This window comes from Metabacillus sp. Hm71, from assembly GCF_051842955.2.
Lineage (GTDB): Bacteria > Bacillota > Bacilli > Bacillales > Bacillaceae > Metabacillus.
This window is the reverse complement of record NZ_CM200278.1, coordinates 4,534,120-4,550,667: the sequence shown is the minus strand read 5'-3', so window position 1 is coordinate 4,550,667 and position 16,548 is coordinate 4,534,120. Positions and strand designations below refer to the sequence as shown.

The following is a 16,548-nucleotide window of genomic DNA, read 5'->3' as shown; positions in this document are numbered from 1 at the left end:
ATTATGTAATAGAAACGTTACAAACTCAACCATTAATAACCAACCGATCCAATAGAAGCTAAATTATAGGATTTATATCCACAATAAGTCAATTTTACCATCAGCTGTTTTAATGAAAAATTGATCTGCAAATAGGAAATTTTTTAAAGCTGATTAGTTCATTAGAAATTTGTATATTAAAAATCCCATTTCAATATGTGATGATTTACCTTATTTATCCAAGAGTGATCTAACTAAATGACTATATATCATTAATAAAAATATGGCCTTTTTATCCCGGAAGGTATGCAGTTATGCGTTAAAGTAGTATGGTGGTAAGTTGTAAATGAAAATAAGAGCTTCATCCTACTTTTTTTCACAATAACAATAATTTGCTGTAACTAAAACTACATATTGGATCAATATTTCTTAACTAAAATGAATTTGTACTTATTCAATTTAGATAGGAGATGTAAAACATGAACAGAAAATTATTAGCAGGTGCTTCGATTGCATTTACGTTATTATTTAGTCCGTTGCACCAATCATTTGCAAACGATTCAACAGGGGATGCAAAAAAGGTTGATAATGTAGCACACCGCGGTGCCTCAGCATATGCGCCGGAAAACACAATTGCTGCGTTTGATAAAGCAGTAGAAATGAAAGCCGACTACATCGAAATTGACGTTCAACGGAGCAAGGATGGCGAATTGGTGCTTATCCATGACACGACTGTTGATCGCACAACTGATGGTACAGGAAAAGTAGGTGATTTAACATTTGAGCAGCTGAGAAGCCTTGATGCGGGAAGCTGGAAGGGTGAGGAATTTACTGGAGAAAAAATCCCGACATTTGCTGAAATTCTTGATCGCTATCATGGTAAGATCGGCATTTTAATTGAGTTAAAGGCTCCAGAGCTTTACCCGGGAATTGAAGCGAGTGTCGCTCAGGAATTAAAAGAACGAAATCTAGATGAACCGCAAAATGAAAAAATTATTATTCAATCGTTTAACTTTGAATCAATGAAACTTACGAATGAACTACTGCCTAAAGTTCCGATCGGTGTTTTAACATCTTCAAAATTGCATACAACTAAGGAAGCATTACAGGAGTTTTCTACCTATGCTGATTACTTTAATCCACACTATGGAATTGTGACAAAAGATTTAGTTAATCAAGTACACTCACTTGAAATGAAAATTTCATCTTGGACTGTTCGAAGCCAAGAGGCAGCTGATTTCCTTTTTGAAATGGGAGTAGACGCTATTATTACCGATTATCCTGATTATGTTGATCCTAGAAAATAACACTTAAAGTGAGGTAGAGAGACTGGCTTCAATTGTGAGCTGGTCTCTCTTTTCATGTATGTAAGCTTTATTATGTTATTCCAGGGTTAAAGGGGGGATAAACAATGATTCTTTTCTTACCTTCAACCATTTGAACTTAAATGACTATACACTTTGAAAAAGGTGTTAAAGTTTTCTGAATATTTCGTTTAAACACTTGATAGATACATAGTGTGTGGTATATGATATGTAAATGATGATATGGCAGGATTACGTGTTTCTGTAATATAAATAGTTAGAATTTTTTGAACTCATATGTTTCGAATCATGTTATTACTTAGATAAAGAGGAAGGGATTTTCTTATGGAATACTCATTTTCTGAACAAACGAAGAATTATAAATCATCAGCAGTTAGGGATATTCTGGCTGTTATTCAGCAAGGGAACGTTATTTCCTTTGCAGGCGGATTGCCGTCTGAAGATTTATTTCCATTAGCTGATGTTCAAATCGCTTATGATAAGGTATTTGCCTCAGGAACATCAAGTTTGCAGTATGGTTTAACAGAAGGATTTAAACCGCTTAGAGAGGCGATTCAAGCAAGGATGGCTGGAAAAGGAATGAATACGGATCTTGAAAACATGCTGATCACGACTGGATCACAACAAGCAATTGATTTATTTTCAAGGGTTATCCTATCCACAGGGGATGTTGTCTTAACGGAAGATCCTACTTATTTATCAGCCTTGCAGGTTTTTCGCTCCTATGGGGCTAAGGTAGTGGCAGTAACTAGTGATGAACATGGAATGGAGTATGATGATTTAGAAGCGAAGATTAAAGCCTACCATCCAAAATTTATTTATATTATTCCGACCTTCTCTAATCCTGACGGAAAGGTTTGGAGTACAGAACGGAGGAAGCAGCTTTTGAATCTCTGTTATGAATACGGGGTACTTGTTCTTGAGGACGATCCTTATGGTGATATCCAATTTCATGAAGGTGAAGAATATCCTTCTGTCGCATCATTTGATCATGAGCAAAGCCATGTGGTTTACACAAGCACATTTTCCAAATCGGTTGTTCCTGCTTTACGTACAGGTTGGGTTACAGGTCCTTCTCCGATTATTAAAATGATGACACAAGCAAAACAAATGGCAGACCTGCACTCAAGTTCACTTGATCAGCAAGCGTTATACTACTTATTACGTGATTTTAACTTGGAAGGTCATATTCAAACATTGAGAACGGAATATTACAATCGAATGATCATTATGAAGGATTATTTGAATAAATTGGAGCCAGGTATTTTTACATGGAAAGAGCCTAAGGGTGGAATGTTTTTATGGGTAGAGGGGCAGGAGCATTTAAATACACCGACCTTGCTCAAAATTGCAGTGGAAAAAGGTGTTGCTTTTGTACCTGGGGCTCCATTCTATGTAGACCAGCCTAAGTACAATACGTTCCGATTAAACTTTAGTCATTCTACCCCTGAAAAGATAAAATTGGGCATGGATCGGTTAGTTGATGTATTGTTAAGTCCAATAACAGTTTAAAACTAGATGAAAAAATGAGGAATCATTTATGCGATTCCTCATTTTTTTCATCTTTCATTACTCTTGAGATGAAAGTTCAATTTTTATTAATTTATCATCATCTTCCTGAGGGGTGCCCCGGCCATCACGATTACTCGTTATCGAATATAAATGAGTGTCCTCAACATATACATCGCGCATTCTTCCGCTCTTATCATGTAAAATGCTGACTGATTTATTCGTAAGATCAAGCTTGCGAATTTTCGAATCTCTTAAGGTTGCGATATAAAGTTTCCCATCATGATAGTCAATTCCAGATGGTGCCCATGTAATGTTTCCAGTATGATAAATCGGTTTCACCATGCCAGGTGCCTCTTCGTCGCCTTGAATTACAGGCCAGCCATAGTTGCTGCCAGGTTTAATAAGGTTAATTTCATCATGGGCGCTTTGACCATGTTCAGAGCTATATAAATTCCCCTCGTTATCCCAAGCGAGACCTTGTGGATTTCGGTGCCCATATGAGTATATATAAGAGTTTTGAATCGGATTATCTTCGGGTACTGTCCCATTTAGATTCATGCGAAGGATCTTTCCTGCTAAACTGTTTTTATTTTGTGAGAGCTCTGGTTCACCGGAATCTCCAGTTGTCACATAAAGCATACCATCTGGGCCAATCCTCATTCTCCCGCCATTATGAATACGTCCGCCAGGGATCTCTTCCAATAGTGTCTTTATTTCCGTCCACGTATCTTCATTCTTTTGAAGAACCACAACACGATTTTTTATCTGTCCAGCTTGTGTATATGTATGGTAAGCAAAAGCTTGCTGGGTTGTTTCAAAATCAGGGGCCAGTACAAAGCCGAGAAGTCCGCCTTCACCTTCATGAAGGACTGCTTTTGTGAGCGTTAGCTTCTGTGGGGTAACATTTCCTGTCTCTTGATTGATTGCGATTAATTTGCCTTCACGTTGAGTTATGTAGAACATGTCATCCTGTTTTGTGATTGTCCAAGGGATCGTTAAATTTGTTGCAATGATTTCTGTGGAAGCTGCAACGGCTTCTTCAACCTCTTGATTTACTTTTTGCTCTTGTTCTGTCTTTTTTTGAGCGTTGTCTAATGAACAGCCAGTAATGAATAGCAATGGTATAAGCAAAATGCACATTTTATACATTGTTTCTCTCCCCATCAATGGAAATGATTTGTATTCATAGTAACAAGTATGGGAGAGAGAATCAAAAAATAAACCAATAAATCAATAAGAATTAAGCTTCATTCTCCTCAGTTTCGCTCACTTTTTCAATCTTTTCAACAAACATTTGATAGACCTTCCGTTTTTCTTCTAATTCCTTTATATATTGTTTCAGTTCTTCATATTTTTCTACAAAAGGAATTTGATAGGCCGTTTTAATATTATTAATAATTTCATCATTAATAGTGGATTGAATGACTTGTTTGGTGATCCCGGACTTATAGGAGTAGAGCTGAAGGTCACATTTAATCTTTTCGTATTCCTCATCAATTTCACGTTTTTGCTGCAGCATTTCTTCCTTCCATTCTAACAAAGCATCTTTAACATATGAATTCAATTGTACCTCTCCTTAGCAGCTTATTCGTTTTGTACTATAGTCGATGACTATCTATATCTAATACACTATTTATAAAAAACATCTTATTTTATGGGGGTTAAAAGGTAACATAAAGTATTACAATTTAAGACTGTGAAAAAACAAATATGAATAAATACCTAATCTACTTTTTTAATATAGGAATTAAGTAAGTGGTAGCTAATCGTGAAGCAGCCAATATGCGGTATAATTGTATGAAAATTCATAATATTAATGCTGAAATCTTTTGGACATGGTACAATGAAATTGACATATATTCCATAATTATCCTTATAGTACCCAAAGGATATTGTTTGTTTCATATTTACTAGCCTTACCAGTCAACCCATTACTGTGTAGGGCTATTTTTGTAATGAGGAGGTGATAATTGTGTTGGAGTGGTTAGAGCTTCTTATCAAATTGTTAGTTGCTGCTGCCACACTTTTCTCTTCCATCACACTAGGATTAAAAAATATCGATGATTTAAGAAGAAAACCAAAAAAGAAAAGACGATGCCCCTAAGGGAATCGTCAAAAGAATGTGCTACGAGTAAATTATAATACAAAACTAAACAAAATATGAGGGAAAATTTAAAAAAATTGCAATTTTTTATCATGGTACTTAGGGATATATGGAATTATGTCACTTTTTAAATAAACTTTTTAGGAGGGATCACATGAGTAAAGTAGGTTTAATTCCTTTTACCATTCAAACAATCGTAAAAGACACAAATGTTATTCCACCGGGTATTGAGTTAATCGGTGCTCCTGCTGCTTGGGAGCACGGATTTAAAGGAGATGGCATTGTCATAGCAGTTCTTGATACAGGTTGTGATTCTAACCATGCAGAGCTAAAAAATCAAATCATTGATGGCTATAATTTTACGACAGACGATCATGGGGATCCAAAAAAGTTTATTGATTATAACGGACATGGTACACATGTTTGTGGAACCATTTGTGCTGAAGAAAATGACGAGGGGGTTATCGGAGTAGCACCAAACGCAAAGGTTCTTGTTTTGAAAGTGTTGGCGGGCCAAGGTTACGGTGATACGAAATGGGTGATAGAAGGGATCCGCTATGCGACAAATTGGAGAGGACCTAATGGTGAACGTGTCCGCGTCATTTCAATGTCTTTAGGAGGCAAAGACAATAACCCTGATCTCCATCAAGCAATCAAAGAAGCGGTCGATCAGCATATTCTCGTTGTTTGTGCAGCAGGAAATGATGGTGATGGGAAAAATGAGACAGATGAACACGCCTACCCAGGTGCATATCCTGAAGTCGTCCAAGTCGGGGCGGTAAATTTGCAAAAGGAGATTTCCGAATTTAGTAATACCAACAAAGAAATCGATCTTGTTGCACCTGGGGAAGATATACTCTCAACCTATTTGAATAATAAGTTTGCTGTCTTATCCGGAACCTCTATGGCAACTCCTCATGTTTCAGCAGCTGCAGCGCTTATTATTCAACAATGCGAAAAAGAGTTTGAGAGACTGCTGACAGAGCCTGAAATTTATGCACAGCTTATTAAAAGAACCGTTTCATTGGAATATAGCCGGCGTTTTCAAGGTAATGGGATTTTGAATTTAGCATCTGGTATCATCTCCCCAACACAGAATCATCACACAGCTGCCGCTAACTAACACTCACAGTATGGGAGATTAACATAATGACAATAACACTCTCCCTTTCATAAAAGATATACCTAACTAATTGTTAAAAATAACATGTTGCTTTTTCCAAATAAAGTAGAGAGGCTGTCGCAAACGGGTTTGTTCCTGTTTTGAGACAGCCTTTTTCTTTTTAATTAAATAAAGAACGACAATCCATTTAGAGCCGTTCTGCTTACTCTAACAAATATATGAAGATCAGGCTTCTCATGTATAAAATGAACAAAACCTACAAAAAAAATTTAACGAACAATAATTTGGAAACGGTTACAGATCTCTCTCGCTCAATTAAAATGAAACTACTAAATTGAAAACGATTGAATATTTGCCATTTAGTATGGAGTGAAAGCGAGGGGGAAATTAAAATGTTAGCCATTTTAGGATTTTTAATGATCGGTGTATTTATGTTTTTAATTATTACGAAGCGCATGTCTGCAATAGTTGCGTTAATTATTATCCCAATCTTGTTCGCCTTAGCGGGAGGTTTTGGGAATGGAATAGGTGAAATGATGCTTGAAGGGGTCAAACAAGTTGCGCCGACGGGTGTCATGTTAATGTTTGCTATTCTATATTTTGGAATTATGATTGATGCCGGTTTGTTTGATCCGCTTGTTTCAAATATTTTAAGGATTGTTAAGGGAGATCCGTTAAAAATTGTAGTAGGGACAGCTGTTCTTTCCATGTTGGTTGCGCTGGATGGTGATGGGACAACAACCTATATGATTACTGTATCAGCCATGCTTCCGCTTTATAAACGTATTGGAATGAACCCGCTTATCTTAACATGTATTGCGATGCTTTCCTTTGGTTTTATGAATATGACACCTTGGGGCGGTCCTACAGCAAGAGCTGTTAGTGCGCTGCAGCTTGATATAGCTGATGTATTTACTCCGCTTATCCCTGTAATGCTTGGCGGAGCTTTATGGACTCTATTTACCGCGTTCATCCTGGGACGGAAGGAACGTAAAAGATTAGGCATTGCAAAGATCCATTATTCAAATGATGAAACTCTTGCTTTAAGCGAACACAGTGCTGCATTAGAATATGAGGACTACAAGCGGCCCAAATTGTTATGGATTAATTTACTCCTAACGGTTACATTGCTTGTTTGTTTAATATTATCTGTATTACCACTGCCTATTTTATTTATGATAGCGTTTGTTGTTGCCCTTATGATTAATTACCCAAAATTAGATGACCAGAAAGAGAGAATAACTAATCATGCCGGAAATGTTTTGGCTGTTGTCGGGTTAGTGTTCGCTTCAGGGATCTTTACAGGCATCTTATCTGGAACGGAAATGGTTGATGCTATGGCGAACAGTTTAGTTGCCGTTATTCCAGAATCATGGGGTTCGAATTTTGCGCTCATTACAGCAGTTACAAGTATTCCATTTACGTATTTTATGGCAAATGACCCTTATTATTTCGGCGTTTTGCCGATTTTGGCAAAAACAGCTGCGGCTTATGGGGTAGACCCGGTCGAAATTGCTCGTGCATCGATATTAGGGCAGCCGGTTCATGCTATGAGTCCTTTAATGGCCTCTGCCTATTTACTTGTTGGGATGGCAGGTGTTGAATTTGGCGATCATCAAAAATTTATCTTTAAATGGGCGTTAGGATCATGTTTTGTCATGATTGCACTAGCACTACTTATCGGGGTTATTACTTTATAAGAAACTAGAAGAGACTATCAAAAGGGTCAGTGCCTTTTAAGATAGTCTTCTTTTGTTTCAAAGATATGATTAATCTTTTTAGAAAAGAGCTTTATATTTTCAATGTTTTCTAAGACTTCAGTCATTAGAAAACGTGCCTTATTGCCAAGTCCTAATGGCGAAAGCCTTAGTTTTTCTTATACTATCATCCATAAAATCTTATACATTCTAGCGTATGAAAAAAGATATGATGCTTTGTAATGAGAGATGAATGATTCTTTCTTTCTATTTGAATTACAGCCATAATTTGGTATACATAGAGTAGGTCAGAAAAAAATTCCATCTGCTAGGAGGAGAAAAATGAAAAAAACACCGTTACAAATGAAATTGGTTCCTTATACGATCAATTCGATCATTGATCAGGCGAACGAAACTCCAAAGGGTGTTAGTTTAATACAGGCACCTGTGATTTGGGAAGAAAGCAACCAAGGTGAAGACATTGTCATAGCTGTTATTGATACTGGTGTTAACATTGATCATCCAGATCTTAAAGATCAGATTATTGGTGGACGAAATTTTACAACTGACTATAATGGTGACCCTGACGCATTTGAGGATAATAATGGGCATGGTACTCACGTATCTGGTACCATTGCCGCTAGTTTGAATAAAAATGGCGTTGTTGGCGTTGCTCCAAAAGCGAAACTGTTATGTTTAAAGGTATTAACAGGAGAAGGCTCTGGTAATTATGATTGGATTATAGATGCGATAAACTATGCGGTTGATTGGCGTGGTCCGCAAAATCAACGAGTTCGGGTCATTTCAATGTCACTTGGCGGTCCAGAGGATGTGCCTGAATTGCATAAAGCGATACAAAATGCGGTTAATAAGGATGTATCGGTTGTTGTTGCCGCTGGAAATGAAGGGGACGACAGAGAGGATACCTTTGAATATTCTTATCCTGGAAGCTATAACGAGGTTATACAAGTAGGAGCAGTGAGCAATGATTTAACCCTTGCGCCATTTACAAATACGAATACGGAAGTAGACCTTGTTGCTCCCGGTGTCGAAGTCGTATCGACTTATCTGGATCATAAATATGCAGCACTTTCCGGAACTTCGATGGCAACTCCTCATGTAGCCGGTGCAATAGCTTTGCTTATTAATTTATGTGAAAAACAGTTTGATCGCTCTCTCATTGAAGCGGAAATCTATGCACAGCTCATAAGACGCACATTACCATTGGGCAATCGGAAAAGCTCTGAAGGAAATGGGTTCCTCTTGCTTAATTTAGTAGAAAAAATCTATGAGATTATTAATGTGGCCCGATTTCATGTAACGGATAATCAGAATTAATTTTGTAAGATTAAGTGAATCATCGCCTTAGCAATAATGAACTAGAGAGGTGAGTGAGTTGGAGAAGAGTAGAATCGGAGCTATAAATGAAACTTCAGATGTAAAAGCGGCATTAATTACATTGGAGCAAAATAGAGAGCGAATTAAGAATGAGCGGGAATATTATGATCAAGAGAAGGATTTGAATACAATCAATACGTATTACCAAGACATTAATTTCCAGGCAGAGGATCTGTATTCTCAATTAAATCGTTTAGTAACCAATACACATGAAAATAAGCTTCCGTATAATTCCGAGACAAGAAACCATCTTTATTCATGGGTTGATCTTCAAGAAGACGGAAAGTTGAAGAGCATTTATTCAGGTGAGAAGAAAGATCCTGAACAAGTGATCAAAGAGGATTATGAAGCAGAACTGAAAAGAAATAAAGCTTTTCAAAATTTAATGATGGTTAAAACGGAGAACGACAAAACGATTCTGGAAAAAATCGCCTTGATTGAAAGTGAAAATATGTACAATTGTGAGCATGTCGTTCCACAATCATGGTTTGAGAAGGATAACCCAATGAGAGGCGACTTGCATCATTTATTCACCTGTGAAATTAAATGCAATTCAACAAGATCGAATTTACCTTACTTTGACTTCACTGATTATAACCCGGAAATGCAAATAAGAGCGATTAAAACAAATTGCGGAAAATATGAGGGAAATAAATTTGAGCCGGAAAGCGGCAAAGGCGAGGTTGCCCGTGCCACCTTATATTTTCTATTAAGATACCCAGGAGAAATTAGCCAATATCGCAATAAAGACATCGAAATGCTGGTGAAATGGCATCAAGATGACCCGGTCACAATCTATGAAAAACACCGAAATATGGCAATTTATGAAATTCAAAAAAATAGAAATCCATTAATCGATTTCCCGCAATACGCAGAAAAAATCGAGTTTACCTTAGGTTTAACAAGATAATTCGTTTTATTGTGATGAACCCCTTTAGGGGAAGAAATAAAGAAGTTGTTTCAAGAGGGGGCTAACCCTTCCTGAGACAGCTTCTTTTTATATTACTTATTAATGGTAATTAGGCTGCTGAATACATATGCAACTGTATTTTATATCCGAGTATGAGTAATGTTTGCCTAATTGGTTACATAAACCAGTGCCAAAAGGTTGCATTTATTTAATATTTTTGTTTTAATTAGATGTTACTTTTTATACAAAAGATCTCCTATCGTAAAAAAGTAACAAGCAAGTAAACATCTCTGTACGTTATATCTTGCAAATATAAATATAGAAGGTGGAATTTTTATGGAGAATAAAGAATATCGTGTTTTATTATATTATCACTATGTAACAATAGAAAACCCTGAAGAATATACACAACAGCATTTAGAATTTTGTAAAAGCATTGGCTTGAAAGGCAGAATTTTAATTGCCCATGAAGGGATTAATGGTACTGTATCTGGTACAGTTGAGCAAACGGACCAATATATGGCATATATGAAAGAGGATCCGCGCTTTAAAGATATGGTTTATAAAATAGATGCGGCAGATGGCCATGCCTTTAAAAAAATGCATGTGCGCCATCGACCAGAACTTGTTACGCTTCGATTAGAAGAAGATGTGAACCCGCTTGAGTTAACGGGCAAATATTATAGTCCAAAGGAATTTTATGAAGCAATGCAGCAGGAAGATACTGTGGTTATTGATGCCAGAAATGATTATGAATATGATTTAGGGCATTTCCGCAATGCGATTAAGCCGGATATTAAAACGTTCAAAGATCTGCCTGACTGGATTCGTGAGAACCGTGAACAATTTGAGGGGAAAAAGATTTTAACATACTGTACAGGCGGCGTACGTTGTGAAAAATTCTCCGGTTGGTTACGTAAAGAAGGCTTTGAAGATGTTGCCCAGCTTCATGGCGGGATCGTCACCTATGGGAAAGACCCGGAAGTGCAGGGTGAGCTTTGGGATGGACAGTGCTATGTATTTGACGAAAGAATAAGTGTACCTGTCAATCAGGTAAACCCTGTCGTTGTTGGAAAGGACTACTTTACAAACGAGCCTTGTGAACGTTATGTAAATTGTGCGAATCCTGAATGCAATAAACAAATCCTCTGCTCAGAAGAAAATGAGCATAAATATATGCGTGCTTGCAGCCATGAATGCCGGGTTCACCCAAGAAACAGATATGTAGCAGAACATGGTTTAACAGAAGAACAAGTGAAGGAAAGACTTTCAGTACTAGCTTAATTGATCAGCCATAAGATTGATTCACATGATCATCCTTGCTTCACATTTGGTTAAAAAGAGTCCACAAATAGGGCTCTTTTTTCTTTTGCTTTTCCTTCTGTAGATAATCATTTCGTTTTGAAGTTGCTCATTCCTTCAGATATCAGTTGAAAAGGCCCGCGTTTATCCTCTCCTAACGTTATGATTATAGCCGTTACATGTCATTGTAAGCTAAGATTCTATTATATTCCTCGTCTTTTTTCTTTCTATAATGGCCGATCTTTAATGAAAAATAAATATCGCTTTATTTTTGTAAAAAGGTCCACAAAAATGTAAGCGCTATTAAAAATAATAAATCTTTTAAGGAGTTGAGGCGTTGGATTGGAAAAAGGTTTTTCTAGTTCTTACCGCAGTCATTTTATGTTTTGGATTAGGTGAGTTTTCTTTCATTACTCAAAAAGGTGATGCTGCAGAAGGGGACAACAAAGTCTTAGCCTTTCCTGGTGCTGAAGGAGGTGGAATGTATACAAGCGGAGGACGCGGCTATGACGTCTATGAGGTGACAACCTTGGAGGATTATGGTGCTTCCGAAACGCCAATAAAAGGATCCTTAAGAGATGCAGTGAGTCAAGGAAATCGAACGATTGTGTTCAGAGTATCAGGGACGATCCATCTTAAGCAGCAATTAAAAATTGAACAAAAGAATCTTACAATAGCCGGGCAAACGGCACCTGGTGATGGCATTACTGTTGCCGGTTTTGGCACTGATATCTCTGGATCTGAAAACATTATCATTCGTTACATGAGATTTAGACCAGGAAGTGCCAATCTGGAAACAGAGCCTGATGCTTTTGGCGGCCGTGATGTCAAAAATGCCATGATTGATCATATCTCTACAAGCTGGTCTGTAGATGAGACGCTCTCTTTTTATCGAAATGAAAATACGACCTTACAGTGGAGTATTATTAGTGAGAGCCTGTATATTTCTGGACATGCAAAGGGAAGACATGGTTATGGCGGAATTTGGGGCGGTGAGAATGCGACATTTGCTAATAATTTAATTGCCAGCCATACTAGCCGTCTTCCTGCACTAGGCAACACAGGGAATAAACTATACCCTGTATCGAGTACCGATATGGTGAACAATGTGGTCTATAATTGGGGCTTTAATTCAACATATGGTGGAAATGACCAAGAAAATAATATCATTAATAATTACTACAAGCCTGGTCCATCGACACATGAAAAGGTCATGAAGCGTATCGTCAGCCCTGGTCAAACTGGCAAATTAAGCTGGTTTTATATAAAGGGCAATTATATGTATGGCAATAAAGCTGTGACAGAAGATAATACGTTAGGAATTGAAGACATAAAGACGGGGACGTTTTTTGGCGATACACCATATGATGTGCTTGGCCACAACTTGCTAAACATAAAACCTGCAGAACAGGCCTATGAAGAAGTGTTGAAAAAATCAGGTGCCACCTATCCGCGCAGAGATGCTGTTGATGCTCGGATTGTAAGTGATGTTAGAAATGGAACTGGCAGATTCATTAATAATGAATGGGAAGCTGGGGGATATCCTGAATTAACATCTGCTAAGGCGCCAGTTGATACAGATCATGATGGAATCCCAGATAAGTGGGAGGAAGCAAACGGATTAAACCCATATGATAAAGAGGATGGAAAAGAGATTACTGCATCAGGGTACTCAAATTTGGAAGTATATCTGCATTCTCTTGTAAATGTGGATTATGAACCTGTTAATCCAGGGGTAGAGCTGCTCTCACCTAAATTAAACGCAGTGTATAAAGCGGGTTCAACGATTAAACTGAACGTGAAACTAGAGGAGAAACAAAGTATTGTGAAGGTAGAATATTACCGGAATGATGTAAAAATTGGCGAGTCTACTGCGGGGAATTTTGCTTTTAAATGGGAGAATGTGCCTGATGGTACTTGGTTTATTTCCGCCAAAGCGATTGATAAACATGGAAATGCTGCTCAAACGACTTCCATGCCGATCCATGTTAACACATTCAAACAAACTGGTGATTGGAAAGCCAAAGATATTGGAAATGTCCCAATTAAAGGGAACACGACAAAAACAACAGATGGGCTTACGATCAAAGGCTCAGGACGTATTGATCAAAAGGCTGATGCTTTCCACTTTGCTTTCAAAGAGGTGAAGGGAGATGCAGAACTAATTGCAAGAATTGATTCCTTAACAAGAGTTGATAATAATGCCATTTCAGGATTAATGATTCGCGAAAGTCTTGAAAAGGATGCCGCAACAGTGATTATTAGTTCTTCTGTTGTAAAAGCCGATAAACAAGATACACCATATTCTGTCCATTTTTCAACACGTACGAAAGAGGGAGAGGCTATTTTAGCCCCAGGTGAACATGATCGTCCAGAGGAAATAGGTATCCCTTCCTTAAAGGGAACAACACTTCCTTACTGGTTGAAAATCACGAGAAAAGGAGATGTTCTAACTGGATATGCCTCTGAAGACGGTGAAAATTGGATTGAGGTTGGAAGCAAAGAAATTAAGATGGGAGAAAAGGTATACATTGGTTTTGCTGTAGATGCTGCTAAAAATACAAGCGCCATTAATCATTATAATACAGCAGTTTTCTCTGCCATTTCTTTAATAGGAGATATACGCAAGTAAGAGTGAAGTGAGCTTACCATTATAATAAAGAGGAGCATTCGCAGGAGCGTTCGCTTCTCTTTTTAGTAGAGTTTCTTCATCATTTTAAAAGACAATATTGTCTGGGAAATATAATGGGTACGTTTGTCGTATATTGACAGGTAAAATAAGAGAGTCATATAATATTTTAGATGTAAGCGTTTTAATAGGGGATGGGAAGGGTTGATTAGCAATGAAACATAAACCAAAGTATTTTTATCGTATTTTTTTACCTTTTGTTTTAGTAGGAACTCTTGCCATGATCTTATTTAATGGTTTTGCTTATCTTTTTACAAAATCTTCATTTGAAGAAAAAATCACCTTAGAAAAGCAGGAAAATGTTGTTCAAACAATGAATGCATTTGAGCAGAAATTACAAACATTAGATTATGCTCTTAATTCCTATGTCCATGATTCTGGATTCAGAAGGTATATTAACGAGACGTTAACGGTCAAAAATTTTGACACGTATCAATCCATTGATAAACAACTAAACTATATCTCTTCCTTTGGACCTAGTCAAACAACAATCGATTTAGTGAGCTTAAAAGGGAATTGGGTCATCAACCAAAACGGATTAAAGGTACTTACTAAGTCGGAGAAGGAATACATCACATCACACTACTTGTCTCTCCAGCACCCTTCCACATGGTTAAAGGAAGAGAAGGTGAAAAATGAGATTAAGCTTGTGAAACAAACCCCCTATTATTCGTCAACTAAGAATGGGGTTCTCATTGTTCATATCCCATTAAAGGCATTAACAAGTCTCCTTTATAAACAAGCAGAATCTAGTCCAATTTATATTTATAGTCAAGATGGAACACTTATCTATCAAAGTGATTCAGAAGCAAAGGCGATCAATCAAAAAATCATTACTGACCTAACAAACGATCATCAAGGACAGACAAGTGTTATACCAGTCGACATACAAGGACAGGAGCAATATAAAGTAGCCTTTGCAAAATCTGGATATAATGGATGGATTTACTTAACGAAAATAAATGATTCAGAGTTTTCCGAAGCGATGAAACCAACGATTATTGGCTCAGTACTAATGAGTATTTTTATGTTAATCGTGACCATAATTATTGCCTATGTCAGTTCAGATTATTTTTCGAAACCAATTCGTGAGCTGCAGAAATTCATTCCGAAAATGCAACGGAATGAGTATAAGGATGAATTTGAACTGATTGGCAAATCGATTCGTGAAGTTATGAATAAAAACCAATCACTCGAACATATTGTCACAAGTCAATATGAACAATTGAAGACGTTGTTTATGTTAAATCTGTTTCATGGGCGTATGAATGAGCAAGAAATTAACGAGCAATTGCAGGACTTTAAGTATCCTCAAAAATGGCAGTACCTATATGTACTAGCCATTCAATTTGATCAATTAGAAAACAATAACTTTACGCGTAAAGATAAAGACGTGCTTTTGTTTTCTATTAACCAGATCGTGTCTGAAATTATTCATAAAGAAGAGCAATTAACTCCTTCGGTAATTGATTCGCAGACCCAGGCAACGATTTTTATTTGCCAAGATTCAGATACAGACCAACACATTTTGATCATTAACCAGTATGCTGAAAAGATACAGAAAGCAGTAAAGGAAATTTTTAATTTGACAATTAGTATTGGAATAAGCAGTCCATTTAAAAATCTGGCAGATAGTAAATTAGCGCTTGGACAAGGGATTGAAGCGTTGAAATATCGCTTAAAAGTAGGAAAGGAATCGATTATTTTTTATGAAAGTGTTTCAGCGATTTTTAAAAATAATCAGATCAAAACTTATTTTCCTAAAATCCTGGAAAATCAATTATTTGATGCGATTAAATTAGGGGAAAGCGGGAAAGCAAAGGAAACCTTGCATCTATTGCTGGCAGATTTGTTTAAAAACAATACAAATCCTCATGAATTGGAAGTTAATATTATGCGGTTTTTAAATGATTTAATTAGCTTCATGCATATTGTGGGGATGGATACATTCATGATAGAAGATCATAAAACACTATATAATGCGATTTCTGAAATGAAAACATCTGAAGAAATTGAAATGTTTGTCAAACATAAAATTGTTTATCCGATGATCAATGCAATTACGGAGCGTACTGATTCTCAATATAAAACCATTTCTGATAAAATTGTTCATATTATTCAAAATGAATTTGATACAGAGCTATCATTAGAAAGTATCGCAGCACGCCTTCATTATAATAAAAATTATTTAAGCAGCATCTTTAAAAAGGAATTCAAACAATCTTTTAGCGAATACCTTGCTCTCTATCGATACGATATGGCAAAGAAATGGTTGAAGGAAACAAATATGTCAGTGAAAGAGATATCGGAAAAACTGCAATATAAAAATTCGCAAAATTTTATCCGATCCTTCCGTAAATTTGAAGGAACTACACCAGGGAAATACCGGGATTTGCATCGGGGTGAGACATTATCCTTTTAAAAGGTTGAACAGGAAAATCTCCTGCTCAACTTTTTTGAGTTTTGGAAATGATAAAATTCCTATAATTTAGCTAAGCACTTCGGCATC

The 16,548-nt window shown here is 36.9% G+C and carries 12 protein-coding genes; 10 read left to right on the top strand and 2 right to left on the bottom strand.

Annotation, left to right across the window (positions count from 1 at the left end; translation table 11 throughout):
* The first annotated feature begins 458 nt into the window (after positions 1 to 458).
* Positions 459 to 1,286, top strand: coding sequence for a glycerophosphodiester phosphodiesterase (locus tag ACSVDH_RS22500; RefSeq protein ID WP_439251791.1), 828 nt, complete (start codon positions 459 to 461; stop codon positions 1,284 to 1,286).
* 342 nt (positions 1,287 to 1,628) lie between these two features.
* Positions 1,629 to 2,816: an aminotransferase-like domain-containing protein gene (locus ACSVDH_RS22495; RefSeq protein ID WP_439251792.1), complete on the top strand. Its 1,188-nt coding sequence runs from the start codon at positions 1,629 to 1,631 to the stop codon at positions 2,814 to 2,816.
* A 57-nt stretch (positions 2,817 to 2,873) separates the two neighbouring features.
* Here ACSVDH_RS22495 and ACSVDH_RS22490 read toward each other — a convergent pair whose 3' ends face one another.
* Together ACSVDH_RS22490 and ACSVDH_RS22485 are read right to left on the bottom strand one after the other, a co-directional pair.
* Positions 2,874 to 3,965, bottom strand: a complete 1,092-nt coding sequence (locus tag ACSVDH_RS22490; RefSeq protein ID WP_439251793.1) for a PQQ-dependent sugar dehydrogenase — start codon at positions 3,963 to 3,965, stop codon at positions 2,874 to 2,876.
* 91 nt (positions 3,966 to 4,056) lie between these two features.
* Positions 4,057 to 4,380, bottom strand: coding sequence for a hypothetical protein (locus ACSVDH_RS22485; protein ID WP_299093618.1), 324 nt, complete (start codon positions 4,378 to 4,380; stop codon positions 4,057 to 4,059).
* A gap of 408 nt (positions 4,381 to 4,788) precedes the next feature.
* Between ACSVDH_RS22485 and ACSVDH_RS22480 the strand changes: the two genes are divergently transcribed.
* From ACSVDH_RS22480 to ACSVDH_RS22445, 8 genes are all read left to right on the top strand, one after another.
* Entirely contained in the window at positions 4,789 to 4,920 is a 132-nt protein-coding gene (locus ACSVDH_RS22480; RefSeq protein WP_439251794.1) for a hypothetical protein, read from the top strand.
* 154 nt (positions 4,921 to 5,074) lie between these two features.
* Positions 5,075 to 6,043 (top strand): S8 family peptidase, encoded by a 969-nt coding sequence (locus ACSVDH_RS22475; RefSeq protein WP_299093620.1) that lies wholly within the window; start codon positions 5,075 to 5,077, stop codon positions 6,041 to 6,043.
* A 392-nt stretch (positions 6,044 to 6,435) separates the two neighbouring features.
* Positions 6,436 to 7,743: a CitMHS family transporter gene (locus tag ACSVDH_RS22470; protein ID WP_439251795.1), complete on the top strand. Its 1,308-nt coding sequence runs from the start codon at positions 6,436 to 6,438 to the stop codon at positions 7,741 to 7,743.
* A gap of 339 nt (positions 7,744 to 8,082) precedes the next feature.
* Entirely contained in the window at positions 8,083 to 9,078 is a 996-nt protein-coding gene (locus ACSVDH_RS22465; RefSeq protein WP_439251796.1) for a S8 family peptidase, read from the top strand.
* A 58-nt stretch (positions 9,079 to 9,136) separates the two neighbouring features.
* Complete coding sequence (locus ACSVDH_RS22460) at positions 9,137 to 10,048, top strand: endonuclease I family protein (RefSeq protein WP_439251797.1); 912 nt, start codon at positions 9,137 to 9,139, stop codon at positions 10,046 to 10,048.
* A gap of 336 nt (positions 10,049 to 10,384) precedes the next feature.
* Positions 10,385 to 11,332 (top strand): oxygen-dependent tRNA uridine(34) hydroxylase TrhO, encoded by a 948-nt coding sequence (gene trhO / locus ACSVDH_RS22455; protein WP_439251798.1) that lies wholly within the window; start codon positions 10,385 to 10,387, stop codon positions 11,330 to 11,332.
* Positions 11,333 to 11,687: 355 nt separating this feature from the next.
* Positions 11,688 to 13,982 carry an Ig-like domain-containing protein gene (locus tag ACSVDH_RS22450; RefSeq protein ID WP_439251799.1) on the top strand — a complete coding sequence of 765 codons (2,295 nt, stop codon included), beginning with the start codon at positions 11,688 to 11,690 and terminating at the stop codon, positions 13,980 to 13,982.
* A gap of 211 nt (positions 13,983 to 14,193) precedes the next feature.
* Positions 14,194 to 16,461, top strand: coding sequence for a helix-turn-helix domain-containing protein (locus ACSVDH_RS22445; protein ID WP_439251800.1), 2,268 nt, complete (start codon positions 14,194 to 14,196; stop codon positions 16,459 to 16,461).
* Positions 16,462 to 16,548 lie beyond the last annotated feature (87 nt).

What these genes read in the sequence shown, in the direction of transcription:
- trhO (WP_439251798.1), top strand. Translation starts at nt 10,385, where the DNA reads ATGGAGAATAAAGAATATCGTGTTTTATTATATTATCACTATGTAACA.
- ACSVDH_RS22500 (WP_439251791.1), top strand. Translation starts at nt 459, where the DNA reads ATGAACAGAAAATTATTAGCAGGTGCTTCGATTGCATTTACGTTATTA.
- ACSVDH_RS22490 (WP_439251793.1), bottom strand. Translation starts at nt 3,965, where the DNA reads ATGTATAAAATGTGCATTTTGCTTATACCATTGCTATTCATTACTGGC.
- ACSVDH_RS22470 (WP_439251795.1), top strand. Translation starts at nt 6,436, where the DNA reads ATGTTAGCCATTTTAGGATTTTTAATGATCGGTGTATTTATGTTTTTA.
- ACSVDH_RS22465 (WP_439251796.1), top strand. Translation starts at nt 8,083, where the DNA reads ATGAAAAAAACACCGTTACAAATGAAATTGGTTCCTTATACGATCAAT.
- ACSVDH_RS22495 (WP_439251792.1), top strand. Translation starts at nt 1,629, where the DNA reads ATGGAATACTCATTTTCTGAACAAACGAAGAATTATAAATCATCAGCA.
- ACSVDH_RS22445 (WP_439251800.1), top strand. Translation starts at nt 14,194, where the DNA reads ATGAAACATAAACCAAAGTATTTTTATCGTATTTTTTTACCTTTTGTT.
- ACSVDH_RS22475 (WP_299093620.1), top strand. Translation starts at nt 5,075, where the DNA reads ATGAGTAAAGTAGGTTTAATTCCTTTTACCATTCAAACAATCGTAAAA.